Consider the following 19,879-nt stretch of genomic DNA (forward strand, 5'->3'; position numbering starts at 1 on the left):
CGTCAGTGCTCGAGCGTCGCCCAGTAGTCGGTCAACAGACTCCGAACGTCGGCGACGCGCTCCGGTCCGATCGCCGTGCTCAGCTCGGTGAGATCTCCGATCGCCTCCCGGACCAGCTCCGCGAGCGGCCCGGCCGCCAGGAGGTTCCCGAACTGCTCACGTGCGGCGTCCTGCTCTCCGAGAGCGGTCAGGTAGACCGCTCGGTTGAACGCGTCGCGCGGGCGGCGGCTGATGTCGACCGGATAACCGTCCACCCGTGAGATCGCCGTTCTCAGCAAGCTCTCCGCCTCAGCCGCCTGCCCCTGCCGCAGGAACGTCAGCGCACGCCGGTACAGGCACCAGTCGTCGCCGGGATCGATCTCACCGACGCGCTCGAAGTCCGCGAACGCCGCCTGGTCGTCTCCCATCGCCTGATAGGTCTCACCCCGGCCGATCCAGGGCCAAGGGTCGTCGGGCTCCTCCTCGATGATGCCGGAGAAATCGGCGATGGCCGCCTGGTAGCGGCCGATCCGGCGGAAGAACTCGGCCCGGATGCCGCGAATCCAGGTGTTCTGCGGGTCCAGTTCGACGGCGCGATCGTGGTCGAGCCGGGCGGCGGTGTGATCGCCGAGCCGCTCGTGCAGGATCGCGCGCTGGGCGATGGCCCAGGCGTAGTCCGGCACGGATTCGATCGCACGGTCCAGGTCCGCGAGGGCTTGGGTGTACCGGCCGTCAAGACTGTGGATCTCTGCCCGGCGGGCCAGCGGGTAGGCGTAGCCGGGGTCGAGGCCGACGGCCTGGTCGAAGTCCGCAAGGGCCCGGCCGAGATCCCCGGAATCGTGGTGCACCGCTCCGCGGGTGGCGAGCGCGAGGGCCGACGACGGGTCCAGTTCGATCGCGCGATCGAGGTCGGCGGCCGCTTCGTCGAGCCGGCCGGCGTCCTGCCTGAGCTGGGCCCGGTGCACCAGGGTCCACCCGGCCGTGGGTTCGAGCTCGATCGCGCGGTCGAGGTCCGCGAGCGCTTCGGTGCTCCTGCCCAGCGCCTGGTGGACCTGTCCGCGCGTTCCGAGGGTCCACGCGTCGTCGGGGTCCAGCTCGACTGCGCGATCCAGATCGTGCAACGCCTCGTCGAACCGCTCCGCGAGCCGGTAGACGTCCCCGCGCCGACCGAGAAGGTAGGGGTTGTCGGGATCGTCGGCGAGCAGGCTCGACAGGTCCGCCAGCGCCCGCGGAAGGTCGTCGGTCGCGGTATGGATCATCGCGCGAACGGTCAGAGCCCAGGTGTACCGCGGATCGTTCTCGAGCGCGCGGTCGACGTCGGCGAGTGCCTCGGGGTAGCGCTTCAGCATCCGGTAGAGGTTGGCTCGTTCCGCCAGTGCCCAGGTGTACTGCGGGTCGACCTCGAGCGCGCGGCCGAGATCGGCGAGTGCCTCGGGGTACTTCTTGAGATCCTGAAGGACGGCGGCGCGCGACGTCAGGAACCACGCGTCGCCCGGCTTCAGCTCCAGCGCCCGGTCGTAGTCCGCCAGCGCGTCGGCGTAGCGTCCGAGTTCGTGGTGGATGGAACCGCGGCCCGTGAGGTACCAGGCATCGGCCGGATCGATCTCCACCGCGCGGTTGATGTCCTCGAGGGCGGCGTCGTACTGCCTCAGGTCCTGGTGGACCCCGCTGCGGGTGCTGATGGCCCATTCGTAGCCGGGGTCGAGCTCGATGGCGCGGTCGAGGTCCGCGAGGGCCTGGTCGTAGTTGCGCATCTCGTAGTGGACGCCGCCGCGCCAGCCGATGATCCAGTGGACGTCAGGGCGGAGCGAGTCCGCCTTGTCGAGATCCTTCAGGGCGGCTGCGTAGTCGCCGAGCCGTTCGTGCACCTGGCTACGTTCGGCCAGGGCAGCAGCCCGGTGGGCATCGTCGAGGGACGGATCTCCGGCGAGGCTGGACAGCAGCAGGAGTTCGTCGGTCGGGCCGCCCTGGAGCCACGTCGTCAGCTGCTCGCCACGGCTCTGGACGTCGGGCAGGCCTGCGTCCTGGCCGGCCTGGGTGATCATCTGCGCCCACTTGGCGGCGGTGTCGCTGGTGCGGCCGTAGCCGTCGATGAGGCCGAACAATGCACTGGGCAGTGACGGCGTACCCACGGCACAGAGCTTGTGATACTCCTCCTCCAGCTTGAGGTCGCGCCAGCGGCTGTCCTTCCAGCCGTTGCGGTCCTGGAGATCGAGCTCTTCCCGGCGAGTCCGGTAGTAGGCGGTCAAGGCGTGGTGGCGGGTGGTCCAGTCGTTCGGCGCCTCCCGGCGGATCGAGCGCAGCATGGGAGTTCGTACGACGTCGTGGTAGCGGTAGCCGTCGGTCTGGCTCACGACGAACGGCAGACGTCGGAGCCAGTCGAAGTCGTCGTCGGTCCCGCCCGTGACGGCCAGGACCTCACGGTCCAGTCGACGTGGCAACGCGCCGGACAGCGCGGTTGCGCGCCGCTTCCGATCCGGCTCCCACTTCAGGAACCGGTCGACCGCGGTCTCGCTCGGATCACCGAGCTCGGCCGTCCCGTGCGTGGCCGACGACTCCGCCAGCGTGGCGACCAGGACCGGCAGGCAGCCGGACAGTTCCAGGATCACGTCCACGGTCGGGTTGTCGTCGATCCCGCGCGTCGCGAGCAGTTGACGCGCCTCGGCGGCGGTGAACACCTCGAGCCCGACATCTGTCCGGATGCCCAGGTAATCGGCCCAGAGGTTGGCGTCCAGCGGGCGCTGGCCGGAGATCGCGAGGATGATGTTCGGCGGCAGGTTGCCATGCCGGCCGGCCAGCAGTTCCAGCAGCCAGTCGTTGAGAAACCGCCCGGTCCGCTCGAACGTGTCGACGAACAGCGCGATCGGCCGGCGCTTCCCGATCGCCTGCAGATCGGTCACGAACGCGGCGGTGAGCACGTCCACCGGCGACAACAGCAGCTCGACGTCCTGATGCTTGGCGAATCTGCGGGCCAGGAAGGCCCGAGCCTGATCGGCTTGCAGCGCGGCCTCGTCCTTGTCGATCTCGCCGGTGAGCGCACCGACCAGCGGGATCTCCTCGGCCGCGCGCAACCCGATCCGCACCGCGGACCTGGTCAGCAGCGATGAGATCCCTGACGGCGCGTCCGGCGCGGAGTCCACCGCGTGCCGGTGCTTGTGGTACTGCGTCAGCTTGCCGGTGAAGTTCGGGCACTCGGCATCGCAGTCCGCCAGGCTGCGGGCGAGCAGGTCGATCGCCGACGGTACGTCCAGCGCCGCCTCGTCGACGTACCCGGTGACGTAGTCACGGCTGCGGGCGACCCGTTGCCACTGGCGGACGAGCGACGTCTTGCCGATGCCGGCGTCGCCGTACAGCGTGAAGATGAACCGGCGTCGCGGGTCGTCCAGCGGCAGGGCCAGGTTCTGCTCGAAGAGGCGCAGCGGCTCGGCCCGTCCGACGAAGTCTCCGGCCTGCCGGATCCGGATCAGGTCCTGCAGGGAGACGTCGTTCTCGGTCACCTTCAGCCCCCGGCCTTCCGTCGCTCCCACTCCGCGAGCGTCCGATGTTATCGGAGCCGTACCGGCGCGGCCGGTGAAACCGGTGTGCCGCGCCGCAGGTACTTGGCGGGTGCCGGGCTGTGCGGCAAGGTGTTCCCGTGGCTGACGCGAAGGTGGTGGCGGGGAAGGCGGTGCCGCGGGGGCGGTTTCCGCATGTGAAGGTCGCTCACGGGTTCGCCTATGTGTCGGGTACGTCGAGCCGGCGGCCGGACAACTCGATCGCCGGTGCGTCGGTGGACGAGTTCGGGACGGTGTCGCTCGACATCCGCGAGCAGACGCGCGCCGTACTGGAGAACATCCGGGACATCCTGGGCGCGGTCGGCGCCGGGCTCGAGGACCTGGTCAGCGTGACGACGTACCTGGTGTCGATGAACGACTTCGGGGGGTACAACGAGGTGTATGGCGAATTCTTCGACGAGTCCGGGCCGGCCCGGACCACCGTCGCGGTCCATCAGTTGCCACATCCCCAGCTGCTGATCGAAATACAGGCGGTCGCCGCCATCCCTGACAGACGCAGTCCGCGCGCTTCAACGGAGAGGTGAGTGTGATGGTCAACCTGGAGTCGACGAACTTTCCGCAGTGGATCGAGGAGAACAAGCACCTGCTGAAACCGCCGGTCGGCAACAAGCAGATGTTCCCGACCGGTGACGACTTCATCACCATGGTGGTCGGCGGGCCGAACCAGCGCACCGACTTCCACGTCGATCCGTACGAGGAGTTCTTCTACCAGATCAAGGGCACCATGCACGTCGACCTGATGACCGACGACGGCCCGGCCCGGGTGGACATCAACGAGGGCGAGATGTGGGTGCTGCCGCGGAACATGCCGCACTCACCGCAGCGCGACGCGGACTCGATCGGCCTGGTGATCGAGCGGGTCCGGGAGCAGGGCACGCTGGAGAAGTTCCGCTGGTACTGCGAGAGCTGCAACGCGATCGTGCACGAGGTGGAGTTGCAGGTGAACGACATCGTCGCCGACCTGCCACCGGTCTTCAAGGCCTTCTACGAAAGCGAAGAAGCCCGCACCTGCCCGAAGTGCGGCACCCTGCACCGCGGTAAAGGCTGATGGCTGTTGATGTTCACACGCACCTGGTGCCGAAGGGGTGGCCGGATCTTTCGGTAGTGTGCGGCGGGTCGGAGTGGCCGTGGCTGCGGATCGACTCCGAGCGGTCCGCCATGATCATGGTGGGGGATTCGGAGTTCCGTCCGATCGGCTCGCAGACGTGGGATCCGGCTGTCCGGCGCTCCGATATGGATGCCGACGGCATCGAACTCCAGGTGGTCTCGCCGACGCCGGTGTTCTTCGCCTACGACCGGCCGGCCGACCAGGCGGTCAAGGTGTCCCGGATCTTCAACGACCTCACCCTGGAGACGCTTGCCGGTGACAACCGTTTCGTCCCGTTCTGCCAGGTCCCGCTGCAGGACCCGGACGCGGCCTGCGTCGAGCTGGACCGGTGTCTGGCGGCCGGGCATGTGGGGGTCGAGATCGGCAACCACGTCGGTGACAAGGATCTCGACGATGCCGGGATCGTTGCCTTTCTCAACCACTGCGCCGAGACCGGTACGCCGGTTCTGGTGCACCCGTGGGACATGCCGGGCGGCCCGCGACTCGACCGCTGGATGGCCCGCTGGCTGACCGGCATGCCGGCCGAGACCCATTTGTCGCTGCTGGCCATGATCCTGGGCGGTGCCTTCGACGCGCTGCCGCCGTACCTGAGGATCTGTTTCGCCCACGGGGGCGGGAGTTTCGCGTTCTGGCTGGGCCGGGTGGAGAACGCCTGGCACCGGCGCGGCGACATCGTGCGTGGTTGCTCGGAGCACCCACCGTCGCACTATCTGGATCGGTTCTTCGTCGACACAGTGGTGTTCGAATCAGCGCCATTGCGGCTTCTTGTGGATACCGTGGGGGAAGACCGCGTTCTGGTCGGCAGTGACTATCCCTATCCACTGGGTGAACGGCCGGTCGGGGAGGTGGTACGGAAAGCCGGCTTCCTGACCGCGGACCAGCAGCACAAGCTGTTGTCGACGAACGCCCTGCGTTATCTCGGGAGGTCTGATGAGTGAAGACCGATCGGTTCTGTCACGCGAAGCGCGGGACCCCGATGAGGAGTTGCGGTACGGCGACCACCCCGACCAGGTGATCGACTACTGGCACGCCAAGGAGTACCGCCCGCTGGTCGTCTACGTGCACGGCGGTTTCTGGCGGCCGGAGTACGACCGGATGCATGCCCGGCCGCTCGGTGAGGCGCTCTCCGACCTCGGCTGGCCGGTGCTGTCCCTGGAGTACCGCCGGGAGCCGGGCGATCCCGACGTCACCACGTCAGACATCCGTACGGCGCTCGACAGCCTGCCCGGCCTGGTCGACGTCCACGCCGGCTACGTGCTGGTGGGGCACTCCGCCGGCGGCCAGCTCGTGCTGTGGGCAGCCGCGACGCTCAACCCGGTCCGCCTGCGCGGCGTGATCGCGCTGGCCCCGGTCGCCGACCTGCTGATGGCCGACCGGATGGGCCTGGACGACGGCGCAGTACAGGACTTCATCGGCAGCGGCGTCCGCAACGACCTCGACCCGGTCCACCTCCCACCCTCGATCGCTCCGGTCTCCGTCATCCACGGCACCGCCGACACCCGGGTCCCCATCACCATCACCGAGTCGTACTTCACCGCCCACCCCACCGCCCGCTTCATCCGCGTCGAGGGCGCCGGCCACTACGAACTCATCGACCCCCTGACCGACGCCTGGCACGACCTCACCGCCGAACTGACCCGCCTGACCGGCCACCAGACCTGACGGCCCATCACACCAGTTCAGGACCGCCTGGTCGACGATTCCGGGTACAGCCGATCCGTGGCCGGCGCGTCCCAAGCGCTGGCGTGTGACTGCCGGTCGAGAGCACGATGGCCATCGGAGACGTGCTGGTCTACTCGCTGCTGCGGGACGACCCTCGCCCCTGGCACAACCCGGCGTAGGAGCGGTCAGCCGAGGCGCTTGGCGGCGGTGAGGAGGCCTTCGGAGGTGGGGAGGAGGGCGGAGACCAGGTCGTCGTCGTCGCGGACGGCGCGGATGAGGTCTCGCAGGGCGGTGGTGTCGGGGTCGCGGTGGGCCGGGTCGGCGACGCGGCCGCCGGTCAGGATGCCGGCGAAGGCGACCACACCGCCGGGGCGGAGCAGTCGGAGGGCTTCATGCAGGTACGCCGTGTTCTCGCGCCGGTCGGCGTCGCAGAAGACCAGGTCGTAGTGGCCGTCGGTGAGCCGGGTGACCACGTCCAGTCCGGCGCCGGCGATCAGGCGGAACCGGTTCGACGGGACGCCGGCGTCAAGGAACGTCTTGCGGGCCAGTCGCTGGTTCTCCGCGTCGATATCGACCGTGGTGAGGGTGCCGTCGGTGCGCATGCCGCGCAGCAGCGCCAGCCCGGACACACCGGTGCCGGTGCCGATCTCGACGACCGCCTTGGCGCCGACGCTGGCGGCGAGCAGGCTCAGCGCGGCGGCCGTGCCGGGCCCGATCGCGGCGACGCCGCTGTCCTGGGCGCTCGCCCGTGCACCGGTGACGACTTCGTCCTCACCGGTGTAGTCCTCGGCGTACGCCCAGGACGTCGGGTCGATGCCGGTGGCGATGATGCCCTCCCGAAGCTCTGCGGAGTGTTCTGCCCATTGTGCTGGCGCTGCGCTACTCATCCTGACCCGAAGCCTAGCGGCACAAGGTTCGGTTTCGGTGTCTCCCGCGCGGAGACTGCGCACTCTTGCTCATAACTCTGCGCCTTGAGTCAGATATGATCGACCGCAGCAGGCAAACTCGTCCCCGGAGCGGAGGTACGGCACAAATGCGGCGTCAGGCAGACCTACGTCGTACCGGCTCAGGACCGGATGACGTCGATGCCGGCTTCCTTGAAGACGGCCAGTTGGGACTCGTCGGCCTGGGCGTCGGTGACGAGCGTGTCGATCTCGCTCAGCTCGCAGATCCGGGCGAAGGCGCGCTGGCCCAGCTTGGACGAGTCGGCGACCACGACCACCTTGGCGGCCCGGCTGACGATCAGCTGGTTGATGTTCGCCTCACCCTCGTGGTGGGCGGTGGCGCCGGTCTCGTCGATCCCGTCGACGCCGATGAACGCGATGTCCAGCGACAGGTCGGCCAGGATCCGGTGCGACAGCGGGCCGATCATCTCGTAGGACTGCGGCCGGGCGACGCCGCCGGTGAGCACCATCTTCACGTGCGGCCGGACGATCAGCTCGTTGGCGATGTTCAGCGCGTTGGTGACGAGCGTGAACGCGGGCTCGCCGTGCTCGGCGGACAGCTCCGGCCGGGTGGCCAGCGTGCGCGCCACCTCGGAGATGGTGGTGCCGCCGTTCATCCCGATCACCATGCCGCGCCGGACCAGGGTGGCCGCGGCCTGCGCGATCCGCTGCTTCTCCGAGGCGAAACGAGCAGTCTTGTAGCGCAGCGGGAGATCGTAGGAGACCGCGTTGGCGACCGCGCCGCCGCGGGTCCGGGTGAGGAGTTGCTGCTTGCCCAGGTGGTCCAGGTCGCGCCGGATCGTCGCCGCGGACACGTGCAACTGCTCGGCGAGCTCGTCGACGTCGATGGCGCCCTTCTCGGCGAGCGACTCGAGCAAGGTGTTCAGGCGTTCATAACGCTTCACCCGGGGCTCCTCCTTCACACAATCGGTCAGCCGGATGGCGGCCGGTTGGACCATTCGATCACGTTTTGAGCAGTTTCGACCATGACAAGTGCGGAGACGACATGACCAACACGCCTTACGTGAGCACTGAGATCGCCACTCAGCCAGACCTCTGGCGGCAGGTCTCGGACGGTTTCGCGCAGTACGGTGGCGCATTGCCGAAGCCCGGTCAACGGGTCGCGGCGGTCGGCTGTGGCACGTCATGGTTCATGGCGATGGCGTACGCCGCTCTGCGCGAGGACAACGGCCAGGGCGAGACCGACGCGTTCGCGGGCTCGGAGTTCCCGGCCGGACGTTCGTACGACGTCGTGGTGGTGATCAGCCGGTCCGGTACGACGACCGAGGTGCTGGACCTGATCCGGGCGACCGACCTGCCGACTGTGGCGATCACCGCGACCCCGGGCTCGCCGATCAGCGAGCTGGCCGACCACACCATCCTGCTGGACTTCGCCGACGAGCAGTCCGTTGTCCAGACGCGCTTCGCGACGACCACTCTGGCGCTGCTGCGGGCGTCACTGGGGGAGGACCTCCAGCAGGCGGCTGCCGATGCGGAGACCGCGCTTACCGTCGACGTGGACGAGCTCGCGAAGCTGGAGCAGGTCACGTACGTCGGTACGCGCTGGACCGTCGGCCTGGCCCACGAGGCGGCACTGAAGCAGCGTGAGGCCGCGTCAGCGTGGACCGAGGCCTATCCGGCGATGGACTACCGGCACGGCCCGATCGCCATCGCTGAGCCCGGCCGCGGCGTCTGGGTGTTCGGTGAGCCGCCGGCCGGCCTGCTCCACGATGTCGCCGCCACCGGCGCCACGGTCGTCCACCACCCCGACCTCGACTCGATGGCCTCCCTGGTGGTGGCCCAGCGCGTCGCCGTCGCCAAGGCGTTGGCCCTCGGCCTCAACCCGGACCAGCCCCGCAGCCTGACCCGCTCCGTCATCCTCGACTGACCGCGTCGGTAACGGGTGCGCTGAGCGTCCGCCCCAGCGGGCGGCGGTGGCGCGGGAGATGGCCCAGCCGTGCACCCAGGCGTCAAGCGGCGTTTGCATGCGTAGGGACATTCCTGGAGAGCGCAGCGAGGCGGCCCAGGCCCGCGGCGGCGATGAGTGTCAGGGCTACAGCGAGGAGGGCGTTGTGAGTGCCCAGAGCCGGGACCAGGAGGCCCGCAGTGGCCTGGCCCAGTGCTGAGGCGCCTACCCGGAGGCTGGCGGCTGTGGTGCTGACTCGGCCCTGAAGAGACTCGGGGCTGTACTGCTGACGAGCAGCAAACATGGCGGGCAGCATCGGTCCCTCGACCAGTCCGGTTGCGGCAGCGAGGAGCAGGAGGACTACGAAACTCGTGGCCAGCGGCCAGGTCGTCATGGCGAGGCCGGAGGCGGCTGCGGTGACGATGACGACGTACTCGGGCCGCCAGCGGGTCTGGAGGCGTCCGAGTAGGAGAGCCGTGGCGACGCTGCCGATCTCCAGCGCGGTCCAGAGGTAACCGGCTGCGGACCTCGGCATGCCTACCGCGGCCATGTGCAGTGGCAGGGTGATCAGCAGTACGCCGGAAGCACCCATGAGCAGCGTGGTCGTGACAGTGGAAGCCCGGAGTGGCGGCGTGCGGAGCAGATGAGTCAGGCCGCCGACGACGGAGGCCATGAACGGCTCGTGCTGGGTCAGTGCGGGCGGGAGAGCGGGCAGCCGGGTGATGGCGACGATGCTGAGGGCTGCTGCGACGACGATGACCAGCGTAGCGGCTTCCACGGACACAACCGCAGCGATCGTGGCCGCGGCTGCTGGACCGGTGATGGTCGCCGCGCCGAAGCTGGCCGCCTCCAACGAGTTGGCCCGAGCCAACCGTGCCTGCGGGACCAGGCTGGGCAGCATGCTCGTGAAACCACCGCTCACCATCGGGAGAGTCGCTCCGGCAACGGCTGCGAGCGCTGGGGTCATCCAGTGCGCGCTGTGGCCGACCACTGCCAGCAGGCTGAGCATGACCACGGCCAATACGGCCTGATTGGCTGCGAGCGCGGTCCGGCGGTACGGCGTCCTGTCGAGCCAAGTACCGAGTAGTGGCCCGGTGACTACGGCAGGCAGGGCGTAGGCGGCTCCGGTGACGCCCGCAAGTGTGGGACTGTCAGTGCGTTCCAACACGAGCAGGACGAGCGTGAACGCGACCATCTCGTCGGCAAGCCTGGCGAGGGTCGCTGCCAGGTAGTAGCTGGGCACGCGAGACCTCCTGTAACGCAAAATTGGATGTTACGCGTTACGCTATCAAATACGTTACGGAAGGAGAGGCGTGGAGATTCAGACACCGGACCGGCTGGTGCGGCTCGCGGTGGATCTGGTCAACACCCGGACTCTCGACCCCGAGCAACTGAAGGAGCCCGGCGACGTCCGGACGTTCCTGCTCGAGCACGGGGAGTCCGAGCCGATCACGCTGGACGGGGGCGACCTGGCCGAGGTGCGAGCCGTTCGGGAGCGGCTCCGGCCGGTGTTCCACGCCGGCCCGGCCGAGGCCGCGCGGATCCTGAACGAGTTGCTGGCGGAGTACGCCGTACGCCCGTATCTGTCCGATCACGACGGATCGCCGTGGCACCTGCATGTGGCCAAGCCGGGTGCGACGTGGGGTCAGTGGCTGGCCGCGACCGCCGCGCTCGGGCTGGCGGGTTTCGCCGCTGGGCACGGGTTCGAGGCGATCGGTACGTGTGCGGCGGCCGACTGTGAGCGTGTGTTCGTGAACGCGGCAGAGCGACGGCCGCGGCGGTTCTGCTCGCCGACCTGCTCCAGTCGCACCCGGGTCGCGTCGTACCGCGCCCGGCAGGCCGGGAACCGACCGCCTAGGATCGAGGCAGACATCCAGGACTGAGGAGCGCACTTGAGTCACACCGTGGTGGCCGAACTGGTGGCGAATGTGCTGAAGGTCACCGCCAGGGCCGGGGACTCGGTCGGGGCGGACGACACCCTCGTCATCCTGGAGTCGATGAAGATGGAGATCCCGGTGCTGGCCGAGGTGGCCGGCACCATCGTCGAGCTGAAGGTCGTCGAGGGGGAGGTCGTCCGTGACGGCGACCCCATCGCGGTGATCGAGGAGAAGTAGGGCTGCAACAAAAGTGGTCGCCGACGCGTCTGGTCCTTGGAAGGCTGTGACCGGCAACCGGGCCGGGAACTTCCGGCCGGGGCGCCGCGTTGAGCCGTCGTACCAGCATCTCAGGGTTGAACCCGGGTGTTCCCGACGTGCGCAGAGGACGGTGACCGCGGCACCATGGCCTTCACGCTCATTGCCGAGAGGACCCAGGGAGGCGTTGCGGTGAAGCCGGCCAACACCTCCGTGGCGCCTGCGCTCCAGCCGGTTCCGGACGCGCTGCCGTCCTGGGACGAGATCGTCCGGACCCATTCCGCCCGCGTCTACCGGCTCGCGTACCGGCTGACCGGGAACAAGCACGACGCCGAGGACCTGACCCAGGAGGTCTTCGTCCGGGTCTTCCGCTCGCTGTCGTCGTACACCCCCGGCACGTTCGAGGGCTGGCTGTACCGGATCACCACGAACCTGTTCCTGGACGGCGCCCGGCGCAAGCAGCGGATCCGGTTCGACGGGCTGCCGGAGGACGCACACGACCGGCTGCCGGCCAAGGGCGTCGGCCCGGCCGAGAAGCTGGACTCCGATCAGTTCGACCACGACGTGCAGGACGCGCTGGACGCGTTGCCGGAGGACTTCCGCGCCGCCGTGGTGCTCTGCGACATCGAGGGCATGACGTACGACGAGATCGCCGACGTGCTGGAAGTGAAGCTCGGGACGGTGCGGAGCCGGATCCACCGGGGCCGCTCGATGCTGCGCAAGCACCTCGAGCACCGCGCGCCGCGGTCGGGGCAGACGCGGGTCGGCGGTCCGCCCACGGACGGGCTCGGCGCCGGAGGTGAGTTCCGGTGACGCTGCAGCACCCTCTGGACAAGCTCAGCGCGGTCGTCGACGGCGCCCTGGACCACGACTCGCGGGACAAGGTTCTGAGCCACCTGGTCGGTTGTGACACGTGCCGGGCCGAGGTGGACGCTCAGCGCCGGCTCAAGGCCCGGATGGCGGCCCTGGAGTCTCCGGAGCCATCCACCGACTTGATGCAGCGGCTGATGGGAGTCTCGTCGTTCTCGCCGGAGCCGCGTGAGGAGATCCGTCCGGTGCTGACACCGGCTGTCTCGCTCTTTCCACAGCGGTCCGTCTTCCCTGCCGCCCGCACAGGTGCCACTCGTCCTGGTGCTCCCCGGACCACGCGTTCGCGGCGGCGGACCGGCGTACTCGGGGCTGCTGGATCTGCAGCGGCCGTCGCGTCGCTGCTGGGTACGGCGTTCATCGTGGGCGATCCGGCTCGGGAGGAGCAGCCGCCGAGGCTGCAGCCGCCGGTGGCGAGCTTCTCGTCCGACCACGCGACCACGACGAGTGGCACGCCGTTCACCGACCCGGTGGCGCTGCTGAACGCATACAACGGGGCTGGGTATGCAGGGCTGAGCCCGACGCTGCAGCCGGTGGCCCTGACAGGACGTTGACCCGTGAGCCTGTCCCGGCTCGCCGTACTGGTCAGCACCGCACTGATCGGCTTCGGCCTGCCCGCACCCGCTGTCGCGGCGCCACCCACCGCCTCGCGTGAGGACTCACCGTTGGCGATCAGCTGGCTGGCGCGCGCCGCAGCGGCTCCCGACACCGTCTCGTACCACGGCACGCAGATCATCACCTCGTGGGGACCACAGGGCGCGAGCTCGGCAATGCTGGACGTCGTCCACGCGGCCTCCCAAGGCTCCGAGATCAGTGTGGTCGGCTCCTCGTCGTCACCCGGTGCGAAGGCGTTCGTGCAGCGCGCGACGAACGCGGGCGCCGCTGTCGACGGTGGGCCGCTGACGTTGCTGCGGGCGACGTACCAGCTCGTCTACAAGTGCTGCACGGACACCATCGGGCGGGCCGCCGTACTGGTGGAGGCGTTGCGGGACGACCAGACGCTGGCGGCTCGATTCTGGATCGACAAGGCGACCGGACTGCTGCTGCAGCGGCAGCTTTTCAGTGTGGACGGCAAGACGATGGTCCGCGCCACGGTGTTCACCGAGCTGGAGATCGAGGAGTCCGAGTTCCTCGGGCACCTCCCGCCGATGGCGCCGAGCGGGGTCGAGTCGCTGGGGCTCGGCAAGGTCGGCGGGTTGCGCTCAGAGGGCTGGGTCTGTGCGCCGGAGTTGCCCGCTTCGCTCAAGCTGTACGACGTCCACAAGGACACGGCCAACGGGTCGCTGCAGTTCTCGTACTCCGACGGGCTGTTCAATGTCTCGCTCTTCGAGCAGCGTGGAGCGCTCGATCCGGCCGCGGTCGCCGGGTTCAGCACCACCGAGACTCCGGGCGTCTACCTGCGCTACGGGATGCCGTCGTACGTCGTCTGGTCCTCGGACGGGATCGTCTACACGCTGATCGGCGACCTGCCCCCGGACATGCTCGGCCAGGTGGTCCGCTCGTTCCCGCACGACGTACCGGTCAAGCTCACCGCGGTTCAGCGGGTGGGCGCCGGGCTGGCGAAAATCGCGACGTGGCTCACTCCGATGGGTGCGCTTTCGGGGAAGCTGGGATAATCGAATCCGGTAGTCCCTCCCGCGACCCGGGCGGCGGCCGCCGATCGATGACCACGACGACGTGAGGCGGGCACCGTGACCAGCGACGACGCCGAGCCGACAGTACCGACCCCCAGCGCGGAACCCACCCGCGTTCTCCCGGCCGACACTGCTGGTACGACGACCTCGGCCGACCCGCTCGGCACGTCGAGCTCGCCCACCGCGGCCGGCGGCCCCTCTCCGAACGGCGCCGACGCTCCGTTGACCGCGCTGGTGCCGCCTTCGGTGGACGGGGGGAGTGCGCCGCTGCCCTCGCCCGGCGAGAATGCGGCGTACCGGCAGACGCACGGGCCGACGGCCAACCAGCGGTCGGTGACGCAGCGGAGCTTCGGGCGGCCGCAGGCGCAGGAGCCGGGCTTCCGGCCGGTGTACCCGGGTCAGGCCTGGCCGACCCAGCGTCCGACGTACCAGCCGGCGTACACGCCGCCCCCGCCGATGGACTGGCACCACCAGCAGGCCCGCGCGTACACGCCGGCCCCGCCGCCGAAGAGCAACCGGATCATCTCCATCGCGGCCGCCGTGGCCCTCGTCATCGGGTTGATCGCCGGCGCCGGCGCGGCCGCGACCATCGTCGCGCTGGACGACAACCGCCCGGTCGCCGAGCAGCCCGGCCCACCGGTCGGCACCGGTGCGGACCCGAAGATCCGCAGCGGCTCGGTCTCCGCGGTCGCCGCGACCCTGCTGCCGAGCGTCGTCCAGCTGAAGGTCGAGGGTTCCGACAACACGAACGCGACCGGCTCCGGTTTCGTCATCGACAACGCCGGCCACATCCTGACCAACAACCACGTCGTCTCCGCCGCGGCCAAGGGTGGATCGATCCAGATCGTCACCGAGAAGGGCAAGACGTCGACCGCACGGCTGGTCGGCAGCTCACCGGTGTACGACCTGGCCGTCGTCCAGGTCGTCGGCCTGGACGCGCCGTCGGTCCAGTTCGGCCGCTCCGACGTCGCGATCGTCGGGCAGGACGTCGTCGCGATCGGTTCCCCACTGGGCCTCGCCGGCACGGTCACCTCGGGCATCATCTCGGCCAAGAATCGCCCCGTCTCCACCGACGGCGACGAACCGGGCCAGGAGTCGTTCATCAGCGCGTTGCAGACCGACGCCGCGATCAACCCGGGGAACTCCGGCGGACCGCTGGTCGACATGAACGCGCGGGTGATCGGCGTGAACTCCGCGATCGCCACCGTCCGCGGTACCTCCGAGGGCCAGAGCGGCAACATCGGGCTCGGGTTCGCGATCCCGATCGACCAGGCCCGGAGGACCGCGCAACAACTGATCGCCACCGGGCAGGCGACGTACCCGGTGATCGGCGCGCAGGTCGACATGCAGTTCGAGGGTGGCGCCCGGGTGAGCCGGGTGGACGCCGGATCCCCGGCGTTACGCGCGGGGCTGCGCATCGGTGACGTGATCACCTCGATCAACAACCAGGTGGTCGTCAGCGCCGAGGAGCTGATCGTGGCGATCCGCACCCACCAGCCGGGTGAGAACGTCCGGCTCGTCTACGAGCGCGGCGGCAAGGCCCGCCAGGCCACCGTCACCCTCGGCCAGCAGACCGGCTGACTTCCCGGGTACGACGAGACACCGGGACCTGTCCGGATTCGGCTGACCCGGCAGGCGGTGTCACCAAGGTGCGGCTACGCTGGTCGCCGTCGCAGACGACGTGCAGAGAGGTGGGGACATGTTCGGCATCGGGCCACTCGAGCTGGTGGTGATCGGGATCGTCGCCGTGCTCGTCTTCGGCCCGGATCGGCTGCCGGAGTTCGCCCGGACGGCGGGCCGGCTGCTGCGCCAGGTCCGCCAGATGGTCACCAACGCGCAGAACGACCTGCGCAACGAGCTCGGCCCGGAGTTCGCCGACCTCGACATCCAGGACCTGAATCCGCGCAACTTCGTCCGCAAGCACCTGCTCGAGGGCACCGACGACTTCGACGACAAGCCCCTCAGCACTCCCGACTTCTCCGACACCCCCCAACGCCTCCCCGCCGGCCAGCGAGCCCCCTTCGACCCAGAGTCGACCTGACTCTCAGCTGGAGAAGTCTGTGGCGAGCAGGTCGTAGGTGACCTTGTCGTCCAGGTGGGTCGCCAGGCGGAAGGCCTCGCGTTCGGTGCCGGCCAGTTGGAAGCCTGCCTTTTCAGCGACGCGGCGGGCGGCTGTGTTGCTGGCAGCGGTGCGGATCAGCAGCTTGCGGCCGGTCAGTCCGCCCTCGGCCTCGGGGGCGAAGTACCAGCGTGCCACTCGCTCGATCGCCTCGGTCATCACGCCGCGGCCCTGGGCATCGGGGTGGGCCCAGTAGCCGAGTTCGGCGGCGCGCACCGCGTCGCGGTCGATGTTGAACAGGGTGAGGTTGCCGAGGCCCTGGTCGGTTTCAGCGTCCGCCAGACACCAGTTGATGCGCCGGCCGGTTGCCGCCTGCTCGGCCAGGTCTTTGAGCCAGAAGCGCGCGTCCTCGGCGGTGAACGGCTGGGGTACGAACGGCAGGAAGTGAGCCGTCGCCTGGTTCGTCCGGCCCGTGATGATGCGCGGGATCTCGTCCTCGCGCCAGCTGCGCAGCCTTAACCGTGGCGTCTCCAGCACCGGTGGCAGGAACCACGGCGTACGAGGCTTGCGGGGATCCGACGGCCCGATCCACCCCGTCCAGGCGTCGACCCGCCGGCCGTCTTCCTCGGCCAGCCCAGGGATCGTCTCGCCCAACCGGAACCCGGTGGCCCACGCCACCCGCCGCGACGGCCAGTTCCCGACCCGCGCCCACCAGTGGATGACGTGAAAGCCACACGTCTCGAACCCGAACTCCAGCAGCATCCGCACCGCCCGGCTCATCACGCCGGCGCCACGAGCCCATGGCGACAGGCCGTAGTGCAGCCGCGCGGTGCCGTCGGCATCGGGTTTGAGTGCGGCAGTACCGGCGTACCGGCCCTGATACTCGATCACGAACACGAGCCGCTCGCCGGTCTTCCAGGCTTCGGTGATCCCGTAGCCGATCCAGCGGCGCGCGTCGTGCTCGTCGAACCCACGCTTCTCGCGGTGGCGTTCGATTTGTCCGTGGACGTCGTCAGGCCGCGGAGCGCGCAGCGTCACGACGCCGTCGGTCAGGACCGGGTGTTCAGCAGGGATCGGCACCCGGCCAAGTCAACACCAGGAGGGCGGTCAGCGGCCGACGGGGGAGAGGCCGAGCTGGCGGCCGAGGAGGCCACGTGGGCGTCCGCCGAGCTTGGCTGCGATCTGGTCGAGGACCTGCGCCGCCGGAGCGTCCGGGGCCGCCGCAGTCAGCGGGTTGCCCAGGTCGCCGCCGCTGCGCAGCCGCTCGTCCAGCGGGATCTCGCCCAGCAGAGGGATGTTGTACCCGAGCCGGGCGGACAGCGTCTCCGCCACCCGCGTCCCGCCGCCGGTGCCGAAGATCTCGATCCGGTGCTCCGGACCGCAGTGCGGGCACGGCAGGAATGACATGTTCTCGACCACGCCGGCGACTCGCTGGTGCACCATCTGCGCCATCGTCCCGGCGCGCTCGGCCACCTCGGCGGCGGCCTCCTGCGGTGTCGTCACCACGATCACCTCGGCGCTGGTCAGCCGCTGGCCGACCGAGATCGCGATGTCCCCGGTGCCGGGCGGCAGGTCGAGCAGCAGGACGTCGAGGTCGCCCCAGTACACGTCGGCGAGCATCTGCACCAGCGCGCGGTCCAGGATCGGCCCGCGCCAGGCGACCACCTGGTCGCGCTTCGGCTTCAGCATGCCGATCGAGATCACCTTCAGGCCGTGCGCGGGCACTGGCATGATCATGTCGTCCACCGCGGTCGGCCGCTCGTCCGCAACGCCGAGCATGGCTGGCACCGAGTGACCGTAGATGTCCGCGTCCAGGACGCCGACCGACAGCCCCTGCCGGGCCATCGCGACCGCGAGGTTCACCGTCACCGACGACTTGCCGACACCGCCCTTGCCGGACGCGATCGCGAACACCTTGGTCAGCGAGTCCGGCCGGGAGAACGGGATCTCCTTCTCCGCCACCCCGCCGCGCAACTGCGTCTGCAGGGCGGCCCGCTGCTCGGCCGACATCACCCCGAGGTCGATCTCGACCCCGGTGACGCCGTCGAGTTTGCTGACCGCGGCCGTGGTGTCGCGCCGCAGCGTGTCCTTCATCGGACAGCCCGCGACGGTCAGCAGGATCCGGACCGCGACCACGCCGTCGTCACGAACGACGACGGACTCGACCATGCCGAGCTCCGTGATCGGCTTCTTGATCTCCGGATCCAGCACACCACCGAGCGCCGCGGTGACCTGATCAGCAGTAGGAGGCATACCCCAAGGCTACGTGCTCCACCTAACCCCACCGACCACGGTCCGTGTGACCTAGGTCCGGCAAGGCAACCCTTACTCCCAGGCTTGCCCCCTCAACTGAGGGGTTGCCCATCGAGAATCCGAACGGGCAACCCCCGAACTCGGGGGATGACCCCTCAGTCCAGGGGTTGCCCACTCGGGTCGGGGGTTGCCTGCTCGGGTGGGGGGTTGCCCATTGGGAATTTGAAGGGGCAACCCCCGAAGTCCGGGGATATCCCTTCCTGTGGGGGGTTGTCCCGGAGGGTTAGAGGCCGGGGGCGCCGTAGACGGGGAACCAGCGGCTCAGGTCGGGCTCGAAGTTCAGGTCGGTGCCGATGACGGACTTGATCTGGAGTTCGGTGGCGTTGTCGCGGCGGTCCGTCCCGACCGGGACGAACGGGTACCAGGAACCGCGTTTGTACAGGTAGACGAGGCCCAGTGACCTGGTGCCGTTGGTGAACGCGACCAGCGTGCACAGCAGCGCGGAGCCGAAGCCCGCGTCGACCAGCGAGGTGTTGACCGCGTGCAGGTCGGTGACGAGCCCTTCGACGTCGTCGGGGGACGTCTGCCGGACCAGCCAGGTGAAGCCGTACGAGTCGGTGTGGCTGGTGAACTTGCCGTTGTCGAGGGCGAGCAACTTGTCGACCTCCGCGCGCAGCGTCGAGAACCCACCGCCCTCCGCCGCCTTGAAACAGACCGAACCACTGCCGGTCGGCCGGTATCCGGCCGCGGTGTCCAGGGTGATCGCGGCCGAGGGCAGCGAGAAGAGCTGGTCGAGGTTCGGCGGGACGGCTTTGCTCCGGCCGAGCAGGATGTCAAGAAGGCCCATGGCTCTAAGCTTGCTCGCCCAGCTCGCGGGACAGCATCCCGAGCCGGTCGAGTCGCTGCTCGAGCGGCGGGTGGGTGGAGAACAGCGAGGAGAGGCTGAAGCCGCCGGCCGCCGCCGGGGCGAAGAAGAACGCGTTGAACGCCTCGGCCTGGCGCAGGTCGCGGGACGGGATCCGGGCGATGTCGCCGCTGATCTTGGTCAGCGCGGAGGCCAGCGCCGACGGTCGGCCGGTCAGCATCGCGGCAGCCCGGTCGGCGGCCAGCTCGCGGTAGCGCGACAAGGCCCGGGTCAGCAGGAACGAGATCGCGTACACGGCCGCGGACACCAGCACGATGGTGAGCACCACCATCGCGGTGTTCTGGTCCCGCCGGCCGCCACCGCCCAGACCGCCGTACAGGCCGAACCGGGTGATCAGTCCGGCGAGTACGCCGAGGAACGACGCGATCGTCATCACCGCCACGTCCCGGTGGGCCACGTGGGACAGCTCATGGGCGAGCACGCCTTCGAGCTCGTCGGTGTCCAGCCGGCGCAGGATCCCGGTGGTCACGCAGACGACCGCCTTGTCCGGGTTGCGGCCGGTCGCGAACGCGTTCGGCAGGTCGACGTCGGCGATGGCGACCTTCGGCTTGGGCATGTCCGCCAGCGCGCACAGCCGGTCGATCGCGCCGTGCAGCTGCGGCGCCTCCTCGGGGCTGACGATCCGGCCGCGCATCGCGTACAGCGCGATCCGGTCGGAGAACCAGTACTGCACGAACAGCAGGCCGCCCGCGATCACGACGGCCAGTACGGCGCTCTTCGTCAACGCGATCAGCAGTGCGACGAAAGCGACGTACAGCAGGCCGAGCAGGAAACTCGTGACCACCATCCGGTTGGTCAGCCCGCGGTCGGGCTTGAAGCGACTCTTCACGGCATCGGTCCCTTCCTCACCTGCTAG

General features: G+C 69.3%; 20 protein-coding genes. 12 read left to right on the forward strand and 8 right to left on the reverse strand.

What is annotated here, in order from left to right; genetic code table 11:
* Positions 1-2: 2 nt before the first annotated feature.
* On the reverse strand, positions 3-3,506 hold the full coding sequence (locus AB0F43_RS15155) for a tetratricopeptide repeat protein (protein ID WP_360475752.1): 3,504 nt from the start codon (positions 3,504-3,506) through the stop codon (positions 3-5).
* A 107-nt stretch (positions 3,507-3,613) separates the two neighbouring features.
* Here AB0F43_RS15155 and AB0F43_RS15160 point away from each other — a divergent pair, with 107 nt between their 5' ends.
* The 4 genes from AB0F43_RS15160 to AB0F43_RS15175 are packed head-to-tail and all read left to right on the forward strand — an operon-like array spanning position 3,614 to position 6,303.
* Entirely contained in the window at positions 3,614-4,057 is a 444-nt protein-coding gene (locus AB0F43_RS15160; protein WP_360475755.1) for a RidA family protein, read from the forward strand.
* A gap of 5 nt (positions 4,058-4,062) precedes the next feature.
* Positions 4,063-4,581: a 3-hydroxyanthranilate 3,4-dioxygenase gene (locus AB0F43_RS15165; protein WP_360475758.1), complete on the forward strand. Its 519-nt coding sequence runs from the start codon at positions 4,063-4,065 to the stop codon at positions 4,579-4,581.
* Positions 4,581-5,579 (forward strand): amidohydrolase family protein, encoded by a 999-nt coding sequence (locus AB0F43_RS15170; protein ID WP_360475760.1) that lies wholly within the window; start codon positions 4,581-4,583, stop codon positions 5,577-5,579. Before AB0F43_RS15165 ends, AB0F43_RS15170 begins: the two co-directional genes overlap by 1 nt.
* Complete coding sequence (locus tag AB0F43_RS15175; protein WP_360475763.1) at positions 5,572-6,303, forward strand: alpha/beta hydrolase; 732 nt, start codon at positions 5,572-5,574, stop codon at positions 6,301-6,303. Before AB0F43_RS15170 ends, AB0F43_RS15175 begins: the two co-directional genes overlap by 8 nt.
* 185 nt (positions 6,304-6,488) lie before the next feature.
* On the opposite strand, the gene AB0F43_RS15180 is transcribed toward AB0F43_RS15175, so the two are convergent.
* Positions 6,489-7,190 carry an O-methyltransferase gene (locus tag AB0F43_RS15180; protein ID WP_360475766.1) on the reverse strand — a complete coding sequence of 234 codons (702 nt, stop codon included), beginning with the start codon at positions 7,188-7,190 and terminating at the stop codon, positions 6,489-6,491.
* A 179-nt stretch (positions 7,191-7,369) separates the two neighbouring features.
* The gene (locus tag AB0F43_RS15185; protein ID WP_112244167.1) at positions 7,370-8,152 is read right to left on the reverse strand and encodes a DeoR/GlpR family DNA-binding transcription regulator; all 783 of its coding nucleotides are present in this window, start codon (positions 8,150-8,152) and stop codon (positions 7,370-7,372) included.
* A 101-nt stretch (positions 8,153-8,253) separates the two neighbouring features.
* Between AB0F43_RS15185 and AB0F43_RS15190 the strand changes: the two genes are divergently transcribed.
* Positions 8,254-9,135 (forward strand): SIS domain-containing protein, encoded by an 882-nt coding sequence (locus AB0F43_RS15190; RefSeq protein WP_360475769.1) that lies wholly within the window; start codon positions 8,254-8,256, stop codon positions 9,133-9,135.
* Between the two features lie 82 nt (positions 9,136-9,217).
* On the opposite strand, the gene AB0F43_RS15195 is transcribed toward AB0F43_RS15190, so the two are convergent.
* The gene (locus AB0F43_RS15195) at positions 9,218-10,396 is read right to left on the reverse strand and encodes an MFS transporter (RefSeq protein ID WP_360475772.1); all 1,179 of its coding nucleotides are present in this window, start codon (positions 10,394-10,396) and stop codon (positions 9,218-9,220) included.
* 70 nt (positions 10,397-10,466) lie between these two features.
* On the opposite strand from AB0F43_RS15195, the gene AB0F43_RS15200 reads away from it, so the two are divergent.
* The 7 genes from AB0F43_RS15200 to AB0F43_RS15230 all read left to right on the forward strand — a co-directional run bounded on the left by AB0F43_RS15200 (position 10,467) and on the right by AB0F43_RS15230 (position 15,827).
* On the forward strand, positions 10,467-11,036 hold the full coding sequence (locus AB0F43_RS15200; protein WP_360475775.1) for a CGNR zinc finger domain-containing protein: 570 nt from the start codon (positions 10,467-10,469) through the stop codon (positions 11,034-11,036).
* 9 nt (positions 11,037-11,045) lie between these two features.
* Complete coding sequence (locus AB0F43_RS15205) at positions 11,046-11,267, forward strand: biotin/lipoyl-binding carrier protein (protein WP_360475778.1); 222 nt, start codon at positions 11,046-11,048, stop codon at positions 11,265-11,267.
* A gap of 165 nt (positions 11,268-11,432) precedes the next feature.
* Positions 11,433-12,098 (forward strand): RNA polymerase sigma factor SigE, encoded by a 666-nt coding sequence (gene sigE, locus AB0F43_RS15210; RefSeq protein WP_360475780.1) that lies wholly within the window; start codon positions 11,433-11,435, stop codon positions 12,096-12,098.
* On the forward strand, positions 12,095-12,706 hold the full coding sequence (locus tag AB0F43_RS15215; protein WP_360475783.1) for a zf-HC2 domain-containing protein: 612 nt from the start codon (positions 12,095-12,097) through the stop codon (positions 12,704-12,706). Before sigE ends, AB0F43_RS15215 begins: the two co-directional genes overlap by 4 nt.
* Before the next feature lie 3 nt (positions 12,707-12,709).
* The gene (locus AB0F43_RS15220; RefSeq protein ID WP_360475786.1) at positions 12,710-13,768 is read left to right on the forward strand and encodes a sigma-E factor regulatory protein RseB domain-containing protein; all 1,059 of its coding nucleotides are present in this window, start codon (positions 12,710-12,712) and stop codon (positions 13,766-13,768) included.
* A gap of 75 nt (positions 13,769-13,843) precedes the next feature.
* Positions 13,844-15,367 (forward strand): trypsin-like peptidase domain-containing protein, encoded by a 1,524-nt coding sequence (locus tag AB0F43_RS15225; protein ID WP_360475789.1) that lies wholly within the window; start codon positions 13,844-13,846, stop codon positions 15,365-15,367.
* A gap of 118 nt (positions 15,368-15,485) precedes the next feature.
* Positions 15,486-15,827 carry a sec-independent translocase gene (locus AB0F43_RS15230; protein ID WP_360475792.1) on the forward strand — a complete coding sequence of 114 codons (342 nt, stop codon included), beginning with the start codon at positions 15,486-15,488 and terminating at the stop codon, positions 15,825-15,827.
* A gap of 3 nt (positions 15,828-15,830) precedes the next feature.
* Here AB0F43_RS15230 and AB0F43_RS15235 read toward each other — a convergent pair whose 3' ends face one another.
* The 4 genes from AB0F43_RS15235 to htpX form a co-directional block, all read right to left on the reverse strand.
* Positions 15,831-16,925 carry a GNAT family N-acetyltransferase gene (locus AB0F43_RS15235; protein ID WP_360475795.1) on the reverse strand — a complete coding sequence of 365 codons (1,095 nt, stop codon included), beginning with the start codon at positions 16,923-16,925 and terminating at the stop codon, positions 15,831-15,833.
* 27 nt (positions 16,926-16,952) lie between these two features.
* Positions 16,953-18,098: an Mrp/NBP35 family ATP-binding protein gene (locus AB0F43_RS15240; protein WP_360475798.1), complete on the reverse strand. Its 1,146-nt coding sequence runs from the start codon at positions 18,096-18,098 to the stop codon at positions 16,953-16,955.
* A 283-nt stretch (positions 18,099-18,381) separates the two neighbouring features.
* Entirely contained in the window at positions 18,382-18,945 is a 564-nt protein-coding gene (locus AB0F43_RS15245; protein ID WP_360475801.1) for a hypothetical protein, read from the reverse strand.
* Between the two features lie 4 nt (positions 18,946-18,949).
* Positions 18,950-19,852 (reverse strand): zinc metalloprotease HtpX, encoded by a 903-nt coding sequence (gene htpX / locus AB0F43_RS15250; RefSeq protein ID WP_360475804.1) that lies wholly within the window; start codon positions 19,850-19,852, stop codon positions 18,950-18,952.
* Between the last annotated feature and the right edge of the window lie 27 nt (positions 19,853-19,879).

Source organism: Kribbella sp. NPDC023972, from assembly GCF_040639075.1.
Lineage (GTDB): Bacteria > Actinomycetota > Actinomycetes > Propionibacteriales > Kribbellaceae > Kribbella.

Coding starts and splice junctions, on each gene's coding strand:
- AB0F43_RS15165 (WP_360475758.1), top strand. CDS start 4,063: ATGGTCAACCTGGAGTCGACGAACTTTCCGCAGTGGATCGAGGAGAAC.
- AB0F43_RS15170 (WP_360475760.1), top strand. CDS start 4,581: ATGGCTGTTGATGTTCACACGCACCTGGTGCCGAAGGGGTGGCCGGAT.
- AB0F43_RS15175 (WP_360475763.1), top strand. CDS start 5,572: ATGAGTGAAGACCGATCGGTTCTGTCACGCGAAGCGCGGGACCCCGAT.
- AB0F43_RS15180 (WP_360475766.1), bottom strand. CDS start 7,190: ATGAGTAGCGCAGCGCCAGCACAATGGGCAGAACACTCCGCAGAGCTT.
- AB0F43_RS15190 (WP_360475769.1), top strand. CDS start 8,254: ATGACCAACACGCCTTACGTGAGCACTGAGATCGCCACTCAGCCAGAC.
- sigE (WP_360475780.1), top strand. CDS start 11,433: ATGGCCTTCACGCTCATTGCCGAGAGGACCCAGGGAGGCGTTGCGGTG.
- AB0F43_RS15230 (WP_360475792.1), top strand. CDS start 15,486: ATGTTCGGCATCGGGCCACTCGAGCTGGTGGTGATCGGGATCGTCGCC.
- AB0F43_RS15240 (WP_360475798.1), bottom strand. CDS start 18,098: ATGCCTCCTACTGCTGATCAGGTCACCGCGGCGCTCGGTGGTGTGCTG.
- AB0F43_RS15245 (WP_360475801.1), bottom strand. CDS start 18,945: ATGGGCCTTCTTGACATCCTGCTCGGCCGGAGCAAAGCCGTCCCGCCG.